This window comes from Arthrobacter sp. B2a2-09, assembly GCF_027587375.1.
In the GTDB taxonomy this organism is placed as follows: Bacteria; Actinomycetota; Actinomycetes; order Actinomycetales; family Micrococcaceae; genus Arthrobacter.
Genome location: NZ_JAMXIC010000009.1, coordinates 114,601 through 135,066 on the forward strand (window position 1 = coordinate 114,601; position 20,466 = coordinate 135,066).

Genomic DNA, 20,466 nt, shown 5'->3' on the forward strand with positions numbered 1-20,466 from the left:
CAGACGCTGCTTTTTGACGCCTGGACACTCAGCAGATCGTCCCCCTCCCGTCCCGGGATCTGTGCACGCAATCCGCGCAGCCGCCCCGGAGGGAGATCCCAGACCATCGGCAGAGCCTTGCCAGGCATCAGCCCTGCGCGAATTCCGCGCCACAAGACCCAAATCGGCACTATTCTGGAAATGCCGAACCCCTAAAGGAGACCATGACCACGCAGAAGAACACCGGACCCGATTCCGACGCCCAGGACATGAGTCCTGAAGAAATCCAGGCTGTCATCGACCGGATTCTCTCCAAGGACGCACCTGCCATAATTCAGGACCGCGACGAACCCAAGGGCGTGTTTGGCAAGGCCCAGGCAATTTCCCGCCTCGACGAAGAACACAGCATCTACGACGGCGATCAAGAGGATCTGGCCGAGCGCCGGGCCCTGCGCCGCACTGCGGGCCTGTCCACGGAACTTGAAGATGTCACCGAGGTCGAATACCGGCAGTTGCGCCTAGAGCGCGTCGTGCTGGCAGGCCTTTGGACTGAAGGCACCCTGGCCGACGCCGAGAATTCCCTGAGGGAACTTGCCGCGCTGGCCGAAACAGCCGGCTCGGAGGTCCTGGATGGCATCGTCCAGCGCCGCATGAAACCGGACCCCGGCACATTCCTTGGCTCAGGCAAAGCCATGGAGCTCAAGGACATCGTGATGTCCACCGGCGCCGACACCGTGGTGGTCGACGCCGAACTGGCGCCGTCCCAGCGGCGCGGCCTCGAGGACATCGTCAAGGTCAAGGTGGTGGACCGCACCACGTTGATCCTCGACATCTTCGCGCAGCATGCCAAGAGCCGCGAGGGCAAGGCCCAGGTTGAGCTGGCACAGCTGGAATACCTGTTGCCGCGCCTGCGTGGTTGGGGCGATTCAATGTCCCGCCAGGCCGGTGGCCAGGTGGGTGGTGCCGGCGCAGGCATGGGTTCCCGTGGTCCTGGTGAAACCAAGATCGAACTGGACCGCCGTCGAATCCGCACGCGCATGGCAAAGCTTCGGCGTGAAATCGCCGCGATGAAGCCATCGCGCGAGACCAAGCGGGCCAACCGCCGTCGTAATGCAGTTCCTTCGGTCGCCATCGCCGGTTACACGAACGCCGGAAAGTCGTCACTGCTCAATCGCCTGACGGATGCCGGTGTCCTCGTGGAGAACGCGTTGTTCGCCACCCTGGATCCCACGGTCCGGAAGGCCCAGACTCCTGACGGGATCGGCTACACGCTCTCGGACACGGTCGGTTTCGTGCGTTCGATGCCCACCCAGCTCGTTGAGGCTTTCCGCTCAACGCTGGAAGAGGTGGCCGACGCCGATCTGATCCTCCATGTGGTGGACGTTTCGCATCCCGATCCGGAAGGCCAGATCGCGGCCGTCCGCGCGGTGTTCAGCGAAGTGGATGCCCGGAAGATCCCGGAAATCATTGTCCTGAACAAGGCGGACGCCGCGGATCCGTTTGTCGTGGAGCGCCTCAAGCAGAAAGAGCCCCGCCACGTCGTCGTGTCCACCCGCACAGGACAGGGTATTGCCGAGCTCCTCGGAGCCATCAGCGAGGCTATTCCGCGTCCTGGTGTGCGCCTTGAGGTGCTGATTCCGTACAACCGGGGCGAGCTCATCAACAAACTGCACAACACTGACGCCGAAATCCTCAGCCTTGAACACGAGGAGGAGGGCACCCGCGTGGTGGCCATGGTCCATGAGAACCTGGCAGCCGAGTTGGAGTCGTTCGTCAGCAATGGGTGATCCAGAGGCGGGGGAGCGCGGCGGAACCGTGGGGGAACGGACCGCCCTCGAACTCCTGGACAAAGCCGTTTCCGGTATGGGCGGCCAAAACCGAATGGGCCAACACCAGATGGCCAGGCAGGTGGCACGGGCGATCGAGACCGGAGAACACCTCCTGGTCCAGGCAGGCACGGGCACGGGCAAGTCCCTCGCGTACTTGATTCCGCTGATTGCGCACGCGATGGAGAGCAACAAGCCTACGCTCGTGTCCACGGCCACGCTCGCCCTGCAGACTCAGATCGTGAGCCGCGATTTACCCCGGCTCCTGGAAACCATCAATCCGGAGCTGGAGCGCCCGGTCAGCATCGCGCTGGTCAAGGGCCGGGCCAACTATGTGTGCCGGCACAAGCTGGAGGGCGGTTTCCCCAGCGAGGAGCCTGCTGAGGGGCAGTTGTTCTCCCTCGGCGAGGACACCAGCGTTCCGCATCTCGCCGCAGCTATCGGCGGGCCGGCCTCGCAGCTCGGCAAGGAAGTCGTGCGGCTGCGTGAGTGGGCCGGGAAGACCGCGACGGGAGACCGGGACGAACTCATGCCGGGCGTGACGGACCGGGCCTGGCGCCAGGTATCCGTCACGTCAATGGAGTGCCTCGGGGCGCAGAAGTGTCCGATGGCGGAGGAATGCTTCAGCGAGCTGGCCCGCCACCGTGCCGCCGAGTCCGACGTCGTGGTCACCAACCACGCGATGCTCGCGGTCAGCGCCTTCGAAGGCCTGGCAGTGCTGCCCGAATACGACGTCGTCGTGGTAGATGAGGCCCACGAGCTCCAGGACCGCGTGACCGGTGCTGTGTCCGGGCAGCTGTCCGTGGCGATGATCCATGCCGCGGCCTCCAGCGCCCGCAAACACACGGCCATCACCGTGGACGCACTAAACGGCGCCGCGGACCGCTTGGAACTCGCGATCATCGGTGCGCCTTCCGGCCTCCTGCCTAACGGGCTCAATGATGAACAACTTGATTGCGTGGACCAGCTCCGCGAAGCCTGCCGGGCGGCGCTTTCCGATTCGAAGGGGGATTCGTCCAACGCGGTCGACGGCGGACGCCAGCTCGCGCGCTCACGGCTGATGTTGATCCTTGAGCTGTGCGAACGGCTGCTCTCGGCCCGGGAAAACCGGGAAGTCGTGTGGCTCTCCCGGAACAGTACCTTTGATCCGCAGCAGGGCTACACGGCGCCTGACGAGGATTCGCCTGCGCTCATCAATATCGCGCCGCTCAGCGTTGCCGGACGGCTCCGGGAAGGGCTCTTCGCGGGCCATACCGTGGTGTTGACCTCTGCAACGTTGGCTATTGGCTCTGCATTCGATGCCACGGCCGGAGGGTTGGGCCTGACTGGCCAAGGCGCCCCCAGCTGGACTGGCGTGGATGTGGGCTCGCCCTTCGACTACCCGAAGCAGGGCATGCTGTACGTCGCGAAGCACCTGCCCAAGCCGGGGCGCGGCACCTCGCCCGAAGCGCTTGACGAACTTGAAGAGCTCATCAAGGCCTCCCATGGCGGAGCCTTGTGCCTCTTTTCTTCCCGACGTGCAGCGGAGGACGCCGCGGAAGCGATGCGCTCACGCTTGGACGTGGACATCCTGTGCCAGGGCGAATCGACCATGTCCGCGTTGGTCAGGCAGTTTGCCGAGGAGGAAGACACGTGCCTGTTCGGCACCATGTCCCTCTGGCAGGGCGTTGACGTTCCGGGTGGTTCATGCCGGCTTGTAGTGATTGATCGGATCCCGTTCCCTCGTCCGGACGATCCTTTGATGACGGCACGGTCCCGCGCGGTGGCGCAGGCCGGAGGCAACGGTTTCATGGCAGTTTCGGCCACGCACGCGGCCATCCGCCTAGCCCAAGGGGCCGGCCGTCTCATCCGCTCAACGGGAGACAAGGGCGTCGTGGCAGTGCTGGATTCAAGGCTATCGACGGAGCGCTACGGCAACTTCCTCCGGGCAGCGTTGCCGCCATTCTGGCCTACCACGGACCGTTCAGTGGTGCGCGGTGCGCTCGAACGGCTTTACGCCGAATCAGCCAAGGCTTGAAGCGAGCTTGTCCTAAAGCGAGCGCGTCCTAAAGTGAGCGGTTCTTAAAGCGAGCGCAGGACCGAGACGACCTTGCCCATGATGGTGGCATGGTCGCCCAGGATGGGCTCGTACTGGGTGTTCTGGGGGAGCAGCCACGTGTGTCCGTCACGCTGCCTGAAGGTCTTGACGGTGGCTTCGTCGTCCAGGAGTGCGGCCACGATGTCGCCGTTGAGTGCGTCGTTTTGCCGCCGTACCACCACCCAGTCTCCATCGCAGATTGCGGCGTCGATCATGGAATCACCGGCGACCTTCAGCATGAAGAGCTCGCCATGGCCTACCAACTGGCGGGGCAGCGGCAGGACGTCTTCAACCGTCTGGTCCGCCAGGATGGGTCCACCGGCAGCAATCCGCCCTACGAGGGGAACCATGGCCGTGTCACTGGCACTCGCGAGCTCCGTGACGGCCAGGCCGCCGGCGCTGCGGAGTTTCCCCGGCGCTTCAACGCCGGGGATGACGGAGCCGCCGTCCAGGGTCAATGGCATGAGGACTTCCATTGCACGCGGGCGCTTGGGATCGCGGCGAAGGTAGCCGAGCTTCTCGAGCTGTGACAACTGGTGCGTGACGCTGGACAGGCTGGCCAGGCCAACGGTGTCCCCGATTTCGCGCATCGACGGCGGATAGCCATGATCGTTCACTGAACGTTGGATGGTCTCCAGGATTTTCTTCTGGCGGACGGTCAGGCTCTTGGGGGCCTTCTGCGGCTGCTGGCTCCGCGATGAGGCCGACCCACTGCCAGTGGCTTTCGCTGCCATGTTCGCCAACGCCCTTCCGTTCCGCCCGTGCTGCCCTGAGGCTCTTGCCGGGACTGTCGGCCTGAAATGTCAGACCCTCCTGTTGCACTGATTCAGTGCTCGTTCCTTCACTCAAACGTAGGGCAGGCGCAGGCGTTTATCAAACATTTGTTCTAGCGAGTCTCGACATCGTTCGTTGATAAGTGCTAAAAATGTCATAGCAAGGTTCGAATATGTGTTCTATAAAAATACTGCGGGGTCCGGATGTTCGTTCGAATCATTCGAACAGATCGACGAATAGCCGCCCCGCAAGCACTGACTGAAGGCAAGAATTGGCAGCCGCACCCAGAGATTCCGGACCGCGGCATTGTTCAGAAGGGCTCAGCTCATGTCCGCAATCACCATCACCCACACGCCCGGCCGCACTGTGGCACCGGGCCGGCTTCGCCTGACCCGCAGGGGCCGCATGGTCTTCTTCGGCGTTCCAGCAATGCTCTTGGTTGCAGCGCTGCTCAGCCTGGCGGGCTTCCTGAATTCGCCAGCCAAGGCTGCTGATTCCGCCGCCGAGCTGCAGCCCACCTCCAGTACGAGCGTCACCGTCCAAACGGGCCAGTCATTGTGGGGGATTGCGGGAATTGCTGCACCTTCCCGGGATCCACGCGACGTCGTTGCCGAGATTATCCAGCTGAACAACCTCCAGGACGGCCACATCGTGCCGGGCCAGCAACTGTTCATTCCTGCCACCTGACCGCAACTCTGACCGGGCTGGCAGGTCCCCTGATCGAGCGCCGGGCCGTCACAGTTTCAGGGCATCCACCGCTGCACCTTAAACTGTCATGGTGAGTGACCAGCTTGAGCGACTTGACCGACTTCCCCTCCGGACCAACCTCCGCGGCCTGAGCCCGTATGGCGCGCCGCAGCTTGATGTTCCGATCTTGCTCAACGTCAACGAAAACACGCATGGCGTACCAGCCGACGTCCAGGCGGCCATCACCGAAGCGGTAGCGGCCGCCGCCACCGGACTGAACCGCTATCCGGACCGAGAGTTCACCGAACTGCGCGAGGCCCTTGCGGAATACCTCGGCCACGGCCTTGCGGCCGAGAACATCTGGGCAGCCAACGGCTCCAATGAAGTGCTGCAGCAGATCCTCCAGGTTTTCGGTGGCCCGGGCCGGACCGCGCTCGGTTTCCCGCCCACGTACTCCATGTACCCTCTGCTGGCCAGCGGAACGGACACTGCATACGTCGCGGGAGTTCGCGCTGAGGACTATGGACTCGATGCAGTCTCGGCCGCCGCGCAGGTTCGTGAACTCAAGCCGAATGTCGTATTCCTCTGCTCCCCGAACAACCCCACCGGCACGGGACTTGGCCTGGACGTTGTCGAAGCCGTTTACGAGGCCGGCGAGGCGAGCCAGACGGTGGTGATCGTGGACGAGGCATACCACGAGTTCGCCCACGACAACACGCCAAGTGCGTTGACGCTCCTCCCTGGCCGGGAACGCCTTATTGTCTCCAGGACCATGAGCAAGGCCTTCGCCCTCGCCGGTGCGCGCATCGGCTATATGGCAGCTGCCCCCGAGGTCGCCGATGCGATCCGTCTGGTCCGCCTTCCGTACCACCTCTCCGCCATCACCCAGGCAACCGCGTTGGCCGCCCTCCGGCACCGCGAGGCCCTCATGGCCGACGTCGAAGACATCAAGGTCCAGCGCGATCGCATTGTCAGCGAGTTGACCCGCATGGGGCTCAAGCCGTCAGCCTCCGATTCCAACTATGTGTTCTTCGGCGGCATTGAAAACCCCCACGCCTTGTGGCAAGGCCTGCTGGAGCGCGGAGTCCTGATCCGCGACGTCGGCATACCGGGCCACCTCCGCGTCACCGCCGGCACAGAGCCGGAGACCACGGCCTTCCTTGAGGCGCTTGAAGCCTTGCTGGACGGCCAGGCCTCCGCACCGGCCTAGACTTGAACAAGTCCCAACACTCCTTCCTCCTAAGGACATATCAATGAGCGAAAACGGCGCCAGCACGGCGGCCGCCCGGACAGCACGCATGGAACGCACCACCAGCGAGTCCTCCGTCCTGGTTGAAATCAACCTCGACGGCTCGGGAGTCTCGGATATCAGCACTTCGGTGCCGTTCTATGACCACATGCTGACGGCGCTCTGCAAGCATTCGCTCATCGACATGACCGTCAAGGCGACCGGAGACACCCACATCGACGCCCACCACACCGTGGAGGACGTTGCCATCACCTTCGGCGAGGTCCTGCGCATCGCCTTGGGTAACAAGGCGGGTATCCGTCGCTTCGGTGAGGCCACCGTTCCTTTGGATGAAGCGTTGGCCCACGCTGTCGTCGACGTTTCCGGGCGCCCTTACCTGGTCCACGGCGGTGAGCCCGCTGGCCAGGAGTACCACCTGATCGGTGGACACTTCACCGGTTCGCTGACCCGCCACGTCTTCGAGGCGATTACCCTGCATGCCGGCATCTGCCTCCACATGAATGTCCTGGCTGGCCGGGATCCGCACCACATCGTGGAGGCCCAGTTCAAGGCCTTCGCCCGTGCGCTCCGTTCCGCTGTCGAGTCAGACCCCCGTGTCGAAGGCATCCCTTCCACCAAGGGTGCCTTGTGAGTACGCACATCCTCAAAGATGGCGCCGTGGTGGATCCAAATGCTGCCAGCCGTATTGTCTCGCCTGAAGGCAAGCCGACCGTAACGGTCCTGGACTACGGCTCGGGCAATGTCCGCTCGGCGGTCCGGGCGCTTGAGCGTGCCGGAGCGGCAGTCACGTTGAGCGCCAAGCCTGAAGACGTCCTGAACGCTGATGGCCTCCTGGTCCCTGGCGTTGGCGCCTTCGAAACAGTGATGCGCGAACTCAAGGCAGTCGACGCCATCCGGATGATCGGCCGTCGTGTTGCCGGGGGCCGGCCCGTCCTGGGCATTTGCGTTGGGCTCCAGGTGTTGTTCGAGGCCGGAGTGGAACACGGAACCGAGGCCGAAGGCATGGGCGAGTGGCCCGGCAAGGTGGAACTCCTCCCTGCATCGGTTGTCCCGCACATGGGCTGGAACACCGTGGACGTGCCGGAAGGCTCAAAGCTGTTCGCCGGCGTCGAGCACGAACGCTTCTACTTTGTGCACTCGTACGGCGTGCAGAAGTGGGAATTCGACGTCGTCCAGCCCCGCATGGCCCCGCCGAAGGTGACCTGGTCCGAGCACGGTGCTCCCTTCATCGCCGCCGTGGAGAACGGTCCGTTGTGCGCCACGCAATTCCACCCCGAGAAGTCGGGCGACGCCGGAGCGCGGCTCTTGCGCAACTGGGTTGAAAGCCTGCGTCCGCAGTCAAAACCCCAGTCGCAGGCGACCGAGGCCGGAGGCGCTGCCTAATATGTGGTCCGTTATCTTCATGGGCGCGGCCGGGTTGCTAGTTGGCGGCGGAATCTCCTTCCACCAGCAGAAGCGTCCCGCCTGGGTCTCCATTTCGTTCTACGTACTGGCTGGCCTGGCACTGCTGGCTGCCTACCTCTTCACTTTGCCTGCCAAATAACTTGCCGGGCAACTGACGCCCGTCCCCACAACACCGAGGACTTCAATGACCACCGCCTCCGAACTGCCCGTTCTGGAACTCCTGCCCGCCGTCGACATCGTGGACGGGCAGGCCGTCCGCCTCCTTCAGGGAGAAGCCGGCTCCGAGACCAGTTACGGCACCCCGCTGGAAGCAGCACTGAACTGGCAGAACGCGGGAGCCGAGTGGGTGCACATGGTAGACCTCGACGCTGCTTTCGGCCGCGGCAACAACGCCGGCCTGATCAGCGAGGTCGTCTCGCAGCTGAACGTCAAGGTTGAGCTGTCCGGCGGACTGCGCGACGACGAATCCCTCGAGCGCGCACTTGAGCTCGGCGTCGCCCGCGTGAACCTCGGGACCGCCGCCTTGGAGAACCCGGAATGGACCCGCCGGGCCATCGACCGCTTCGGTGACAAGATCGCCGTCGGGCTCGACGTCCGCGGCACAACGCTCGCGGGCCGGGGCTGGACCAAGGAGGGCGGGGACCTCTGGGAGGTACTGGCTCGCCTTGAGGACGCCGGCTGCGCCCGTTACGTGGTCACAGACGTCACGAAGGACGGAACGCTACAAGGTCCCAACGTCGAGCTGTTGCGCCAGATGGTGGAAAAGACCGGCAAACCGGTAGTTGCGTCGGGCGGCATCTCCAGCCTCGAGGACCTGCGCGTGCTGCGGGAACTCGTACCGCTCGGGGTCGAAGGAGCGATCGTCGGCAAGGCTCTGTACGCCGGCGCCTTCACGCTTCCGGAAGCCCTGGACGTCGCCGGCCGCCGCTGATGTCGCAGGATCCACAGTCCCTGGCTGCTGACAAAGCTTCAACTCCTGCCCCCCGGCAGTTGCCCGGGCACATCGCTGCGGCCCTGGCGGGTGCCGGGGGCGCAGGCGATTCTGCCGGCCAGCCCTGGGCGGGCCGCGACCTGAGCGGAGACGCCGCCAAGATCCATAATTTCGAGGACGACGACGGAACGGCCGACGCCGGGTACCTCGCCGCCGTCGCGGCCCTGCTCGCCGGTACTGGGAGCGAGGCCGGGGTGGTGGCTTCGCTGGCAACGGCCAGGGTCTTTGTCCCGGTGGTGGCCCAGCTCGCCGAGGAAGCCGAAGGTGTGGATGGCCTCCATGCCGACAAGCAGGCCGACATGGCGCTCGTGACACTGAAAGCGCCGGATGGCCGTACGGCCATGCCTGTGTTCACCTCGGCTGCCGCCCTGGAAGCCTGGCATCCGCAGGCTCGTCCCGTAGCCGTTTATGCGGCACGGGCGGCGCTGTCTGCCGTTTCGGAGGGAGCCCAGTTGCTCGTCCTGGATCCCGGTTCGGATGTCACCTTCGTTGTGCGCCGGCCTGCCATGTGGTCACTGGCACAGCAGCGCGACTGGACGCCGTCGTACCTTGATGATGAACTGGAGTCTGCTCTCAATTCCTTGGCAGGGATGTACCCGGCCGTGCGGCGCCTGGAGGTGCGGCCAGGATCGGGGATGGCTTCGCGCACGGCTGACGGATCGGCCATGGCCGGCGGGGGACCCGGGCCTGAACTGCGCGTCGTGCTGTACCTCGAAGACGGCCTGGACGCCGCCGCGGTGCAGGATCTCGTCTCCGGGCTGAACGGACATTGGGCGCAGAACGAATTGTTCGCCGAGCGGGTTGACTCGATCGAAGTCAGCCTGCAGCGGGCGGCACAGTAGCCGAAGGCACAGGGGGAACGTCCTTGTCCTGCCCTCGGCAGAACAGAGGATGTAGCTCGTGAATTTCTCTCTCTACCGGGAGACGCTGTCCATTACGTCCGCGCGGCGTCTCTTGCTGGTGGGCATGGTGGCCCGCATACCGCACTCGGCAGCGGGAGTCCTGCTCACCTTGCATATCGTCCTGACCTTGGGCAAGGGATATGCCGCCGCCGGTGCTGCCGCCGCGGTATTCACCATCGGCATCGCGATTGGCGCTCCGTGGCGAGGGCGGCGCGTGGACACTGTCGGCCTGCGCAAGGCGCTTATTCCTTCGGTGGTGTCGGAACTGGTGATCTGGTCTGTGGTGCCGCACGTCAGCTACGAATGGATCCTTCCGCTCGTCTTCGTCGGGGGCCTTCTGACGCTGCCGATCTTCAGCGTCATCCGGCAATCCCTCGGTGTGCTGGTCGATGGCGAGCAACGGCGTTCGGCCTATGCTTTGGACTCCATTGGCACCGAAGTGGTCTTCATGATCGGCCCCGCGGTGGGCGCAGTCGTGGCTACCAGCGGGTTCACGGTCCTGGGCCTGACCATCGTGGGTGTGTGCACTTCGGCCGCCGGGCTCTTCCTTCTGTGGTTCAACCCGCCCACCCGCAGCGAAGGCGTCCTGGATGCCGGCCAGACGGCCGAACGGGATGCCGATGAGCTCCATGCGGCCGAAGCCGCGGTGGTGGCATCGGCGCCAGCCCATCTCCAGGAAGCCGCTTCAGAGATGGCTCCGACGGTTTCGCAAGCTTCCGGGCTGCGCGGAAAGATGGCCAGGAACTTCACTTGGTTCACTGCGGCGGTAGCCGCCGTGTTCGCCGTCGCCGCAGGATCCGGCATGGTGTTGAGCGGTACCGACGTCGGAATCGTCGCGGTGTTGCAGCGCGGCGGGCACGAGAGCGAGATCGGGATTGTCTTCTTCTTCTGGTGCGCCTCTTCGGTAGTTGGCGGGCTCATCTACGGCGCCATGCACCGGCCCGTCTCACCCATCCTGCTCCTGCTGGGCATGGCGGCCCTGACCATCCCGATGGGCTTCGCCGGGGACACCTGGACCCTTGCCTTGTTGTCCCTGCTTCCCGGTCTGCTTTGCGCGCCAGTGTTGTCCGCGGCTACGGAAAAAGTCGCCAACATCGTGGAGGAGGACCGGCGCGGCGAGGCAATGGGCTGGTATGGCTCGGCCCTCACGGCAGGCGTGGCCTTCGGTTCGCCGGTCGCGGGGCTCTTTATCGACGGCGTGGGGCCATGGGCCGGCTTCGTCGCCATTGGGACGGCGGGAGTGGTGCTGTGCCTTGCCGGGCTGTTCCTCCAGCTGCGTCGGCGCCGGATCATGACCATCACCCAGGCCGGCGCGGGGGATCCCGCTAACTGAATTGCGCCTAAGTCGCCAGAGTACGACGACGGCGGGCTGGCCAGGAGGCCAACCCGCCGTCGCGGTCGAACAGGTGGGTCCGGGTCAGTTGACCGGGCCGGTGAACTTTTCGCCCGGGCCCTTGCCCGGCTCGTCCGGGATCAGGGAAGCTTCGCGGAACGCAAGCTGCAGGGAGCGGAGGCCATCGCGCAAGGGGCCGGCGTGCTGCGAACCGATTTCCGGTGCTGCGGCGGTGACCAGCCCGGCCAAAGCGGTGATCAGTTTGCGGGCTTCGTCCAGGTCCTTGAGCTCCTCGGCCTGGGGGTCGTCGGCCAAGCCCACCTTGACGGCCGCTGCGCTCATGAGGTGAACGGCGCCGGTGGTGATGACCTCAACAGCCGGAACTTCCGAAATGTCGCGGATCTGCTGGCTTACTCCGGCGTCAGTGCCGGTGGGCTCGTGGTCGAGGGAATTGCTGTCTGAAGTGCTCATGCTGGTAAGCTTGTCACAGACCGACTGGAAGTTGCCATTTTCCATGGCATACGCAGCGCTCGGCCACCCATCGTTAATGTGCGGTTGGTTGCCGATTTCTGTAGAATTGATTTTCAGTTTGCAAGCGGAGTTCTCTCCCACCCGCGTCAGCCGTTTCCCTTCGGGGATGTAAGTTGCCGGGTACCTGGTCGGACACCGTTCAAGGTCAGCCTTGGATGGTGCGAACGCCCCCATCGAGGGGCCGTTTCCGATCTTTCGAGGCCTTCGATTGCGCCAGCAATTGGGGGCCTTCTCTATTTGCCGGTGGAATACTCATCACAACAACAGGAGCTTTGACATTAGCGAGCCAAGAATCAATGAGCGTATCCGCGTCCCCGAGGTGCGTTTGGTCGGCCCTGCCGGCGAACAGGTTGGAATCGTCCGTATTGAGGACGCCCTGCGTCTGGCTGCCGAGGCTGACCTGGATCTCGTTGAAGTTGCACCGCAGGCGAAGCCTCCGGTGTGCAAGCTGATGGACTTCGGCAAGTACAAGTACGAAGCCGCTGTTAAAGCCCGTGAGGCCCGCAAGAACCAGACCAACACGGTTCTGAAGGAAATCCGCTTCCGCCTGAAGATCGATACCCACGACTACGAGACCAAGCGCGGCCACGCGCTTCGCTTCCTGGGTGCCGGTGACAAGGTAAAGGCCATGATCCAGTTCCGTGGACGTGAGCAGCAGCGCCCTGAAATGGGCATCCGCCTGTTGCAGCGCTTCGCTGAGGACGTTGCCGAAGTTGGCGTGATTGAGTCCAGCCCGCGTATTGATGGCCGCAACATGGTCATGGTGATTGGTCCGTTGAAGAACAAGGCTGAGGCCAAGGCCGAAGCCCGCCGTGCGGCGCAGCGTGCAGAAGCCAAAGCCCAGAATGAAGCCAAGGCTGCAGGCCGGATTGACGTTTCAGGCGAGGATGCTCCCTTGACCCAGTCACTCGCGGACTTGCTCCCGGCGGATCTCTTCACCCAAGTTGAGGAAACCCAGGCTGAGGAAACCACGCCGGAGACCGTTGAGGCGGAGGCTGCTGAAACCGAAGAGGCTCCGGTCGCTGAGGAAACGGTTGCCGTCGAAGAGGCTCCTGTGGTTGAAGCGGCTCCGGTTGTCGAAGAGGCTCCTGTGGTTGAAGCAGCTCCGGTTGTCGAAAAGGCTCCTGTGGTTGAAGCAGCTCCGGTTGTCGAAAAGGCTCCCGTGGTTGAAGCAGCTCCGGTTGCCGCGCCGGCGCCGGCAAAGGTTCCGGTGCAGGCAGCTCCGAAGCCTGTTGTACCGGCTGTCCCCAAGCCTGCTGCTACACCAGTACCGAAACCGATGGCGAAGCCCGCGGTTCCGAAGCCTGCAGCTCGGCCGGCAGCCCCCAAGGCCGCTCCGAAGCCAGCGGCACGCAAGACCAACTAGTCACGCCGCAGGAGGCATCCCCTCCGCCCGGCACGAAAGCAGCAGCCGCCCCCTATGGGGTGGCTGCACGAAAGAACTGCAGACCTAGTCTGCGGACACGTAAGGAGATCGGTTCCCATGCCGAAGATGAAGACCCACAGTGGTGCTAAGAAGCGCTTCAAGCTGACCGGTACCGGCAAGCTGAAGCGTCAGCAGGCCAACCGCCGCCACTACCTGGAGCACAAGTCCTCCACCCTGACCCGTCGCCTTGCCGGCGACAAGATCGTCTTCAAGGGCGATGCCAAGGTCATCAAGAAGATGCTCGGCGTCTAAGTTCCAAGTTTTCTGGTTGCTGCCATCCGGTAGCCGCCGACTACACCAAAGCCTTCTCAGGCCGGCCGGGTTTCCGGCAGTAGCAGCTTGGGATAAGAATTTTGAAGGAGTACGCACGTGGCACGTGTGAAGCGGGCGGTAAACGCCCACAAGAAGCGTCGGGTTGTCCTTGAACGGGCCAAGGGTTACCGCGGTCAGCGGTCTCGCCTGTACCGCAAGGCAAAAGAGCAGCTGCTGCACTCGTTTGTGTACAGCTACGGCGACCGCCGCAAGAAGAAGGGTGACTTCCGTCGCCTCTGGATCCAGCGCATCAACGCTGCATCCCGCGCCAACGGCTTGACCTACAACCGCCTGATCCAGGGCCTGAAGGCCGCTGAGGTCGAGGTTGACCGCCGCATGCTGGCAGAGCTGGCCGTTTCCGACGCCAACGCTTTCGCCGCTCTGGTCAAGGTTGCCAAGGATTCCCTGCCTGCTGACACCTCCGCTCCGGCCGCCAAGGCCGAGGCCGCTCCGAAGGCTGCTGCAAAGACTTCTGCTGCTGCAAAGGCTGCTCCGGCTGTCAAGGCCTCTGTTTCCGAGGAAGAGCCCGCTGCCAAGGCCCCCAAGGCCAAGGCTGCGAAGAAGCCGGCCGCAGAAGCTGCTGAGTAGCACGCGTAGCCTCAGTTCATGGGACAGTGGCAACTGCCACTAAAGTTCTGTATATGAACGAAACCGGGCGCCCGCAAGAACTTCCGATGTCCAACCCCCGAGCCGATCGGGTCAGGGATGTCGCAAGGCTTGCAGGGCGCCCGGCCCGTTTAAAGCGCGGCCGGTTCCTCGCGGAAGGCCCCCAAGCCGTTCGCGAGGCTCTGGTCCTGCACCGGGAGCGGACCACGGCGGGGGAGCCCGGCGTCGTACACGAAGTCTTCGCGAGCGAAAGCTGCCTGGACCGGCTCCCTGAACTGGCCGAGCTCGCCGACGGCGTCGCCTTGCGGCTCGCGAATGACGATGTCCTGGCCGCCATGGCGGACACCGTCAATCCCCAGGGGATTGTGGCTGTCTGCAGTTTTGTGGACGTCAGCCTTGAATCAGTGCTCGACGCCGGGCCGCGGCTAATCGCCGTCATGTGCCAAGTGCGGGACCCCGGCAACGCTGGGACAGTGCTTCGGGCCGCTGATGCGGCCGGGGCGGATGCGGTGGTCTTGACGGCCTCCAGTGTTGATATTTACAACCCGAAGGCTGTGCGCTCCACGGCAGGTTCACTCTTCCACCTGCCGGTTGTGCTGGGTGCGGACATCGAGGAACTCGTGGCCCTCTGCAAGGAGCGGGGCATCGGGATCCTCGCAGCGGACGGTTACGGCACCCTCAATCTGGACAAGCTTCAGGACGAGAACGCGGCTCGCCGCCTGGGTGCGTCGGCAGCGCCTTCCGACTACGCACTCGAAGCCCCGACGGCCTGGCTGTTCGGTAACGAGGCGCAAGGACTTTCAGACTCCGAACTGGCCCTTGCCGACCATCGTGTCGCAGTGCCCGTTTACGGCTCGGCGGAAAGCTTGAACCTCGGCACAGCCGCCACTGTCTGCCTTTACGCCAGTGCACGCTCCCAGCAGGCTTCCTGACGTGGCTGCAAATGGCGGTACCAAGGCAATCGTGGCGGCATTGGGTGCCAACCTGGCGATCGCTGCACTCAAGTTTGTCGCATTCGTCCTCACGATGTCGTCGTCCATGTTGGCCGAGGCAATCCACTCCGTAGCCGACTCGGGCAACCAGTTGCTCCTGCTGCTTGGCGGGAAGCGGGCGCAGCGGGCCGCAAGTCCGGAACACCCATTTGGCTATGGCCGTGAGCGCTACATTTACGCCTTCATCGTCTCGATCGTGCTGTTCAGCGTTGGCGGCCTTTTCGCGCTCTTCGAATCTTGGGAGAAATTCCAGCACCCCCATGCCATTGAAGGCGATTTCTGGTGGGCGCCGCTGGCCGTGCTGCTCGGCGCCGTTGTGGCGGAATCCTTCTCGTTCCGGACAGCCATCCACGAGTCAAATCCCTTGCGCGGCAAGCAGAGTTGGATCAAGTTCATCCGCAACGCCAAGCAACCGGAATTGCCCGTGATCCTCCTGGAGGACTTCGGAGCTCTCCTGGGCCTCGTTTTCGCCCTGTTCGGCGTGAGCCTGACCCTCATCACGGGCAACGGCTTGTGGGACGCCGCGGGCACAGGAATGATTGGCCTGCTTCTTGTGGGAATCGCCGTGGTGCTCGCGGTGGAAACCAAGTCCTTGCTGCTCGGCGAATCAGCCACCAAAGAGGACAACGCACGCATCACGGAAGCCATTGAGTCCGATGGCACGCGCATCATCCACCTCAAGACCATGCACCTGGGTCCGGAAGAGTTGCTTGTCGCTGCGAAGATCAGTGTGGGCGCTGCAGATACCGGTCAGGCGATTGCTAAAGCGATCGACGACGCCGAACTCAGGATCCGCACCGCAGTACCGATCGCCCGGGTCATCTACCTAGAGCCCGACGTCGAGCGGGTCCAGGTATAACCAGCCCCGCAGCAACAGCAGAGAGCTATGCCGCCAGTGGCCGCTTGCGTTCCAACCAGCCACTGATGCCCGCGACGCCGAGTCCCAGGACTGCCAGGACAGCCCCGACGAGGGCTGGTGCAACGTAGCCCCAGCCCCAAGCGATGACCACTCCGCCGAGGAACGCGCCAAGGGCGTTGGCTATGTTGAGGGCGGAATGGTTGAGCGAAGAAGCCAAGGATGGGGCGTCCGGCGATGCGTCGAGGAGGCGCGTCTGCAAGGGCGGAACAAGCATGGAGCCGATACCGCCCACGATGAAGACCATGATGAATGCGGACCACGCCCAGTGGGCTGCGACGGCGTAGGCCACCAGCGCCAACGCGATGAGGGGAAGGACCCGGTAGATAGTTCCCATGACCGACTTGTCGGCGATGCGGCCCCCGAGGATATTGCCTGCCACCATACCGAGTCCATAAAGGGCAACTACCACGGGTATCAGCGCCTCCGGGATGCCGGCCACGGACGTCATGGTGTGGGAGATGTACGTGTAGGTGGCGAAGAAACCGCCAAAACCGATGATTCCGATCAGCAATGCCAGCCACACCTGTATGCGTTTGAGCGCACCAAGTTCCCGGCGGATGCTTGCCTCGGGGTGGGCGGGCTCAAAGGGGACAAACTTCCACAGCAACACGCTGGTGACGAGGCCGATGACGCCGACGACTACGAAGAGCAGGCGCCACCCGAATGTTTGGCCGAGCCAAGTAGCCACGGGAACGCCGATGACGTTTGAGATGGTGAGCCCGCCCATGACCATGGAAATCGCCCAACCGCGCTTGGTGGGAGCGACCAGGCTCGCTGCGATGACCGCGGCGATCCCGAAGAAGGCGCCATGGGGCAGTCCTGAGGCAAACCTCGTGATCAACATGGTTCCGTAGTCCGGTGCAATGAAGGACGTCAGGTTCGCGATGGACAGGAACAGCATGAGTCCCAAGGCAAGTTGCTTGCGGGGGAGACGGGCGCCAAGTGCCGCGAAGATCGGCGCGCCCACCACTACACCCAGGGCGTAGGCGGAAATCAGGTTCCCGGCCTCGGGAGTGCTGATGTTGAGCCCCTGCTCGATCTCCTTGAGCAGGCCCATCATGGTGAACTCCGTTGTCCCGATGGCAAATCCACCCATGGCAAGGGCGAAGATCGCCAGCGCCACGTGACGGCTTCCGGTCTTTTGGGAGGTTTTGCTGACAGCGGTAGTGGTCATCGTCCTGTTTCTTGGGGGCGAGCGGGAGGCCACTCGAAGGGAATAAAGCCGACTTTCAAGCTTAGTGCGAGACTCCGGCGAATGTCCCTGAATGTGACAACTTCCATAGACAGGGTCATGGCCGGACGGCCAATAGACTGTTGCGGTGACTGGACTGATAAGCGTGGCGGGCGCCGCCGTCGTCGATTCCCTTGAAAATCCGAAACGGCTGCTAGCCGCAAGGCGCAGCGCCCCACCGCAATTCGCAGGAATGTGGGAGTTCCCCGGCGGCAAGCTGGAGGCCGGGGAATCCTTCGAAGACGCGCTGCACCGCGAACTGCTCGAGGAACTGGGGATCACTGTCCGGCTCGGGGCCGAAGTGGAACCGGATGCAGGCGCCGCGTGGCCGCTGAACGAGCGGGCCGTCATGAGGGTATGGTTCGCCGAACTGCTCGACGGCGAACCGCGTCCGCTCCAGGACCACGACGAACTCCGGTGGGTTCCGCTCGGCAATGGAGACGAGGCGTTCACGTTGCCGTGGATTCCTGCTGACCTGCCGATTGTCCGGGCGCTGCTGGAGCGGGTGGCCTCCGGCCTGCTTGGCTAGAAAAGCCTTGGCTAGAAAAGCCTTGGCTAGAAAAGAGTGGACTGGCCCGTTGTTGGAAAGGAAGCCGATGGAAGGGAAACCGGCGTTTCCTTGCCCGCAGCGGCGTTCCTGTGGCTGAAACCGCTGCTCCCGGAGAAACCGTGACGGGCCTTGAAGTACTTGATGCGGCCAATCAACCAGGTCCTGTATTCCTTCGAGGCGTACGAGCCTTGGCCGTAGAGACGCCGGTATTTGCCAACGAGGCCGGGGTGATTTGCCGCCAGCCACTGCATGAACCATTCCCGGGTGCCCGGTTTCAGGTACAACGCCCCGGCCGTGACGCCAGTGGCACCGGCCTCGGCCAGGGCGGTAAAGAGCGACTCCAGGGCGTCATCGCTGTCCGTTAGCCACGGCAGGATGGGCATGGCCATGACACCGCAAGGCAGCCCGGCCTCGCGCAGCCGGCGGATGAGCTTGAGCCTGGCGCGTGGTGCGGGCGTGCCCGGTTCCACTGCCGAGGCCAGAGCTTCGTCAGTCATGGCCAGCGAGATGCCCAGATCCACGGGCACTTGGCTGGAGGCGTGCTTGAGGATGGGAATGTCGCGGCCCAGGAGGGTTCCCTTGGTGAGGATGGAGAACGGCGTACCGGAATCGGCCAGGGCCCGGATGATCCCCGGCATCAGCTGGTAGCGGCCCTCTGCCCGCTGGTACGGATCCGTGTTTGTGCCGAGGGCCACATGATGGTGGCCCCACGACGGTTTGGACAGTTCCTTGCGCAAGACCTCTGCCGCGTTGATCTTCACTATCACTTGGGAATCGAAATCGTGTCCGGCGTCGAACTCCAGATAGGTGTGGCTCTTGCGCGCAAAGCAGTAGACACAGGCATGGCTGCATCCGCGGTATGGGTTGACCGTCCATTCGAAAGGCATCTGGGAACCGGACGCCACCTTGTTGAGCACCGATTTGGCGGTGACCTCATGAAAGGTGACTCCGGAGAATTCGGGGGTTGAGACGGAACGCACAAGCCCGGCCAGCGGCAGCAGTGCATCCGTTGCTGGGGCGGCTCCGGACGGAACGCTGTTGCTGTTGTCTCCGGGTGCCGGACCACGTTGTGGTGAAAGTGCCTGTGCGTCCCATCTCATGCCCTCCATTCGAATATATGTTCGAACGCTTGTCAAGGCCTGGTGGAAGAAGGCCGGTGAAAGTTCGAACGAAGAACCTTGGAGCCGGGCTGGCACTTGCTAGGGTGGGTTCATGATTCTGCTGACGGGATTCGAGCCTTTTGGTGGCGATTCCAGCAACCCCTCGTGGGCTGCCGTCCTCAAGGCGCAGGAAATTTTGCGCGCCGAAGGGCATGGGGTGGAAGCGCTTGAGCTACCGTGCGTTTTCGGTGAATCCGCCGCGGTCCTGCGCGAGGCCATGGGGAGGCTGCGCCCGGAGTTGGTCATCTGCGTCGGGCTCGCCGGAGGCCGGGACCGGCTCTCCTTGGAGCGCGTGGCCATTAACTGCGATGACGCCAGAATTCCGGACAACGCTGGAAACAGGCCTGTCGACGAGCCGGTGGTCCCGGATGGGCCCGCGGCGTACTTCAGCGCGCTGCCAGTGAAGTCCGCCCTGCGGGCGCTGCAGATCGCCGGAATCCGCGCCGAAGTCTCGCAGACTGCCGGGACGTACGTATGCAACCACGTGTTTTATGCCCTGATGCACGAGCTCGCCGGAACTTCTGCGCCCCGCGCGCGGGGTGGCTTCATCCACGTGCCCTATGACGAGGCCCACCTGCCGCAGGGTAGTGCCGCACCTGGCATGGCGACCCGGGACATGGGCCGGGGAATCGCCGTCGTCGTGCGCACAGCGCTTGAGACTCAAGTGGACGCGAAGCTGTCCGCAGGAGCTGTTCACTAGGCTGGCGCCGGCGAGTCCAGCTCCCACTGCACTACCACGCTGGCGGAAACCGCCACTGATCCCGCTTCGATGGCCACGCCTTCGCTCGCAAAGGCCCGCTTCATGTCGCCCATCATCGGCACCGGCGATCCATGCTCCGGCCGCTGATCGATGGATAGCACTTGCCCCAACCGGGCGCCGGCAAGTGCGGCAAACCGGGCCGCCTTCGCCTCGGCCTCCCGCCACGCTGCCTCCTGGGCCCGCGCTGCGACGGCGGAGGAATCCTTGAATCCCTGTTCGATCCCATTGATGCGCAGGCTGTCGCCGCCTGCAGCCACCGCCGCAGATATGGCCGCGGGGGCCGCCGATGGCGGGCCGACCCGGGCAACCAAGGTGGTTGATGCAACATAGCCAGTGACCTTTTGCCCCTGGTTTTCGGCCCAGACGAGTTCGGCACGCAGATTGAGGCCGCTGGTCCGCAGGTCAAGACCGGCCACACCATGCCCGCGCAAGGCTTCAGTCACGGCCGAGGCGATCTCCCCGGCCTCGTCATAGGCCGCTTCGGCGGCGTCACGCCTGACCTCGACGGCGAGCATGAGCGTGAGCAGATCGGGAACGGCTTCGGCGGTTCCCTCTCCAGTGACGGTGATGGTGCGGATCGGCGTCATGAGGCCATGCTAGCTGCGCCGTCGGCAAACGATGCCCCGGTGTCACGGGTTAAATCCCGGCCGGAGCCTTCTACTAGACTGGGGTTAGTGCCCGCCGGACGCGTTCAGCGAGCATCGCTCCTGCTTTTGCCATGGCCCTGCCTGGTGAAGACCATTTCCGACTCGTAGCT

General features: G+C 63.9%; 22 protein-coding genes. 17 read left to right on the plus strand and 5 right to left on the minus strand.

The annotated features are described in order from the left end of the window. Positions 1–203 precede the first annotated feature (203 nt). Positions 204–1,766, plus strand: a complete 1,563-nt coding sequence (gene hflX, locus NFJ07_RS12120) for a GTPase HflX (protein ID WP_269994634.1) — start codon at positions 204–206, stop codon at positions 1,764–1,766. Further along, positions 1,759–3,822, plus strand: a complete 2,064-nt coding sequence (locus NFJ07_RS12125; protein WP_269994635.1) for an ATP-dependent DNA helicase — start codon at positions 1,759–1,761, stop codon at positions 3,820–3,822. Before hflX ends, NFJ07_RS12125 begins: the two co-directional genes overlap by 8 nt. Before the next feature lie 44 nt (positions 3,823–3,866). On the opposite strand, the gene lexA is transcribed toward NFJ07_RS12125, so the two are convergent. Continuing rightward, positions 3,867–4,616 (minus strand): transcriptional repressor LexA, encoded by a 750-nt coding sequence (lexA, locus tag NFJ07_RS12130; RefSeq protein ID WP_269994636.1) that lies wholly within the window; start codon positions 4,614–4,616, stop codon positions 3,867–3,869. Between the two features lie 367 nt (positions 4,617–4,983). Here lexA and NFJ07_RS12135 point away from each other — a divergent pair, with 367 nt between their 5' ends. The 8 genes from NFJ07_RS12135 (at position 4,984) to NFJ07_RS12170 (ending at position 11,222) form a co-directional block, all read left to right on the plus strand. Continuing rightward, complete coding sequence (locus NFJ07_RS12135) at positions 4,984–5,343, plus strand: LysM peptidoglycan-binding domain-containing protein (RefSeq protein WP_269994638.1); 360 nt, start codon at positions 4,984–4,986, stop codon at positions 5,341–5,343. A gap of 91 nt (positions 5,344–5,434) precedes the next feature. Beyond that, positions 5,435–6,553 carry a histidinol-phosphate transaminase gene (locus NFJ07_RS12140; RefSeq protein ID WP_269994640.1) on the plus strand — a complete coding sequence of 373 codons (1,119 nt, stop codon included), beginning with the start codon at positions 5,435–5,437 and terminating at the stop codon, positions 6,551–6,553. Between the two features lie 43 nt (positions 6,554–6,596). Beyond that, on the plus strand, positions 6,597–7,223 hold the full coding sequence (hisB, locus tag NFJ07_RS12145; RefSeq protein WP_269994641.1) for an imidazoleglycerol-phosphate dehydratase HisB: 627 nt from the start codon (positions 6,597–6,599) through the stop codon (positions 7,221–7,223). Further along, on the plus strand, positions 7,220–7,975 hold the full coding sequence (gene hisH / locus NFJ07_RS12150; RefSeq protein WP_269994642.1) for an imidazole glycerol phosphate synthase subunit HisH: 756 nt from the start codon (positions 7,220–7,222) through the stop codon (positions 7,973–7,975). Before hisB ends, hisH begins: the two co-directional genes overlap by 4 nt. Before the next feature lies 1 nt (position 7,976). Continuing rightward, positions 7,977–8,135, plus strand: a complete 159-nt coding sequence (locus NFJ07_RS12155) for a hypothetical protein (protein WP_172465499.1) — start codon at positions 7,977–7,979, stop codon at positions 8,133–8,135. A gap of 45 nt (positions 8,136–8,180) precedes the next feature. Next, the gene (gene priA, locus NFJ07_RS12160) at positions 8,181–8,927 is read left to right on the plus strand and encodes a bifunctional 1-(5-phosphoribosyl)-5-((5-phosphoribosylamino)methylideneamino)imidazole-4-carboxamide isomerase/phosphoribosylanthranilate isomerase PriA (protein WP_059387797.1); all 747 of its coding nucleotides are present in this window, start codon (positions 8,181–8,183) and stop codon (positions 8,925–8,927) included. After that, positions 8,927–9,829, plus strand: coding sequence for an SseB family protein (locus NFJ07_RS12165; protein WP_269994647.1), 903 nt, complete (start codon positions 8,927–8,929; stop codon positions 9,827–9,829). Before priA ends, NFJ07_RS12165 begins: the two co-directional genes overlap by 1 nt. A 58-nt stretch (positions 9,830–9,887) precedes the next feature. Beyond that, positions 9,888–11,222: an MFS transporter gene (locus tag NFJ07_RS12170; protein ID WP_269994649.1), complete on the plus strand. Its 1,335-nt coding sequence runs from the start codon at positions 9,888–9,890 to the stop codon at positions 11,220–11,222. 84 nt (positions 11,223–11,306) lie between these two features. Here the strand turns inward: NFJ07_RS12170 and NFJ07_RS12175 are convergent, their stop codons facing one another. Continuing rightward, the gene (locus tag NFJ07_RS12175; protein ID WP_269994650.1) at positions 11,307–11,693 is read right to left on the minus strand and encodes a DUF1844 domain-containing protein; all 387 of its coding nucleotides are present in this window, start codon (positions 11,691–11,693) and stop codon (positions 11,307–11,309) included. Between the two features lie 379 nt (positions 11,694–12,072). Between NFJ07_RS12175 and infC the strand changes: the two genes are divergently transcribed. The 5 genes from infC (at position 12,073) to NFJ07_RS12200 (ending at position 15,948) form a co-directional block, all read left to right on the plus strand. Beyond that, positions 12,073–13,119, plus strand: a complete 1,047-nt coding sequence (infC, locus tag NFJ07_RS12180; RefSeq protein ID WP_442865350.1) for a translation initiation factor IF-3 — start codon at positions 12,073–12,075, stop codon at positions 13,117–13,119. A gap of 117 nt (positions 13,120–13,236) precedes the next feature. Beyond that, complete coding sequence (gene rpmI / locus NFJ07_RS12185) at positions 13,237–13,431, plus strand: 50S ribosomal protein L35 (RefSeq protein ID WP_059387794.1); 195 nt, start codon at positions 13,237–13,239, stop codon at positions 13,429–13,431. Positions 13,432–13,548: 117 nt separating this feature from the next. Beyond that, positions 13,549–14,079, plus strand: coding sequence for a 50S ribosomal protein L20 (gene rplT / locus NFJ07_RS12190; protein ID WP_269994655.1), 531 nt, complete (start codon positions 13,549–13,551; stop codon positions 14,077–14,079). A 53-nt stretch (positions 14,080–14,132) separates the two neighbouring features. Further along, positions 14,133–15,029 carry a TrmH family RNA methyltransferase gene (locus NFJ07_RS12195; protein ID WP_269994657.1) on the plus strand — a complete coding sequence of 299 codons (897 nt, stop codon included), beginning with the start codon at positions 14,133–14,135 and terminating at the stop codon, positions 15,027–15,029. A 1-nt stretch (position 15,030) separates the two neighbouring features. After that, positions 15,031–15,948, plus strand: a complete 918-nt coding sequence (locus NFJ07_RS12200; protein ID WP_269994658.1) for a cation diffusion facilitator family transporter — start codon at positions 15,031–15,033, stop codon at positions 15,946–15,948. Between the two features lie 25 nt (positions 15,949–15,973). Here NFJ07_RS12200 and NFJ07_RS12205 read toward each other — a convergent pair whose 3' ends face one another. Further along, positions 15,974–17,182, minus strand: coding sequence for an MFS transporter (locus tag NFJ07_RS12205; RefSeq protein WP_269994660.1), 1,209 nt, complete (start codon positions 17,180–17,182; stop codon positions 15,974–15,976). A 145-nt stretch (positions 17,183–17,327) separates the two neighbouring features. Between NFJ07_RS12205 and NFJ07_RS12210 the strand changes: the two genes are divergently transcribed. Continuing rightward, the gene (locus tag NFJ07_RS12210; RefSeq protein ID WP_269994661.1) at positions 17,328–17,768 is read left to right on the plus strand and encodes a (deoxy)nucleoside triphosphate pyrophosphohydrolase; all 441 of its coding nucleotides are present in this window, start codon (positions 17,328–17,330) and stop codon (positions 17,766–17,768) included. A 26-nt stretch (positions 17,769–17,794) separates the two neighbouring features. Here the strand turns inward: NFJ07_RS12210 and NFJ07_RS12215 are convergent, their stop codons facing one another. After that, positions 17,795–18,889, minus strand: coding sequence for an Rv2578c family radical SAM protein (locus NFJ07_RS12215; RefSeq protein WP_269994663.1), 1,095 nt, complete (start codon positions 18,887–18,889; stop codon positions 17,795–17,797). Positions 18,890–19,001: 112 nt separating this feature from the next. Between NFJ07_RS12215 and pcp the strand changes: the two genes are divergently transcribed. Continuing rightward, positions 19,002–19,649, plus strand: coding sequence for a pyroglutamyl-peptidase I (gene pcp, locus NFJ07_RS12220; protein ID WP_269994665.1), 648 nt, complete (start codon positions 19,002–19,004; stop codon positions 19,647–19,649). Here pcp and NFJ07_RS12225 read toward each other — a convergent pair. Further along, positions 19,646–20,296: an SIMPL domain-containing protein gene (locus tag NFJ07_RS12225; RefSeq protein WP_269994667.1), complete on the minus strand. Its 651-nt coding sequence runs from the start codon at positions 20,294–20,296 to the stop codon at positions 19,646–19,648. The genes pcp and NFJ07_RS12225 overlap by 4 nt on opposite strands. Between the last annotated feature and the right edge of the window lie 170 nt (positions 20,297–20,466).

Bases quoted from the DNA above. Each gene is read 5' to 3' on its own strand.
- hflX (WP_269994634.1), top strand. From the start codon at position 204: ATGACCACGCAGAAGAACACCGGACCCGATTCCGACGCCCAGGACATG.
- NFJ07_RS12125 (WP_269994635.1), top strand. From the start codon at position 1,759: ATGGGTGATCCAGAGGCGGGGGAGCGCGGCGGAACCGTGGGGGAACGG.
- lexA (WP_269994636.1), bottom strand. From the start codon at position 4,616: ATGGCAGCGAAAGCCACTGGCAGTGGGTCGGCCTCATCGCGGAGCCAG.
- NFJ07_RS12135 (WP_269994638.1), top strand. From the start codon at position 4,984: ATGTCCGCAATCACCATCACCCACACGCCCGGCCGCACTGTGGCACCG.
- hisB (WP_269994641.1), top strand. From the start codon at position 6,597: ATGAGCGAAAACGGCGCCAGCACGGCGGCCGCCCGGACAGCACGCATG.
- NFJ07_RS12155 (WP_172465499.1), top strand. From the start codon at position 7,977: ATGTGGTCCGTTATCTTCATGGGCGCGGCCGGGTTGCTAGTTGGCGGC.
- priA (WP_059387797.1), top strand. From the start codon at position 8,181: ATGACCACCGCCTCCGAACTGCCCGTTCTGGAACTCCTGCCCGCCGTC.
- NFJ07_RS12165 (WP_269994647.1), top strand. From the start codon at position 8,927: ATGTCGCAGGATCCACAGTCCCTGGCTGCTGACAAAGCTTCAACTCCT.
- NFJ07_RS12175 (WP_269994650.1), bottom strand. From the start codon at position 11,693: ATGAGCACTTCAGACAGCAATTCCCTCGACCACGAGCCCACCGGCACT.
- rpmI (WP_059387794.1), top strand. From the start codon at position 13,237: ATGCCGAAGATGAAGACCCACAGTGGTGCTAAGAAGCGCTTCAAGCTG.
- NFJ07_RS12195 (WP_269994657.1), top strand. From the start codon at position 14,133: ATGAACGAAACCGGGCGCCCGCAAGAACTTCCGATGTCCAACCCCCGA.
- NFJ07_RS12205 (WP_269994660.1), bottom strand. From the start codon at position 17,182: ATGACCACTACCGCTGTCAGCAAAACCTCCCAAAAGACCGGAAGCCGT.
- NFJ07_RS12215 (WP_269994663.1), bottom strand. From the start codon at position 18,889: ATGAGATGGGACGCACAGGCACTTTCACCACAACGTGGTCCGGCACCC.
- pcp (WP_269994665.1), top strand. From the start codon at position 19,002: ATGATTCTGCTGACGGGATTCGAGCCTTTTGGTGGCGATTCCAGCAAC.
- NFJ07_RS12225 (WP_269994667.1), bottom strand. From the start codon at position 20,296: ATGACGCCGATCCGCACCATCACCGTCACTGGAGAGGGAACCGCCGAA.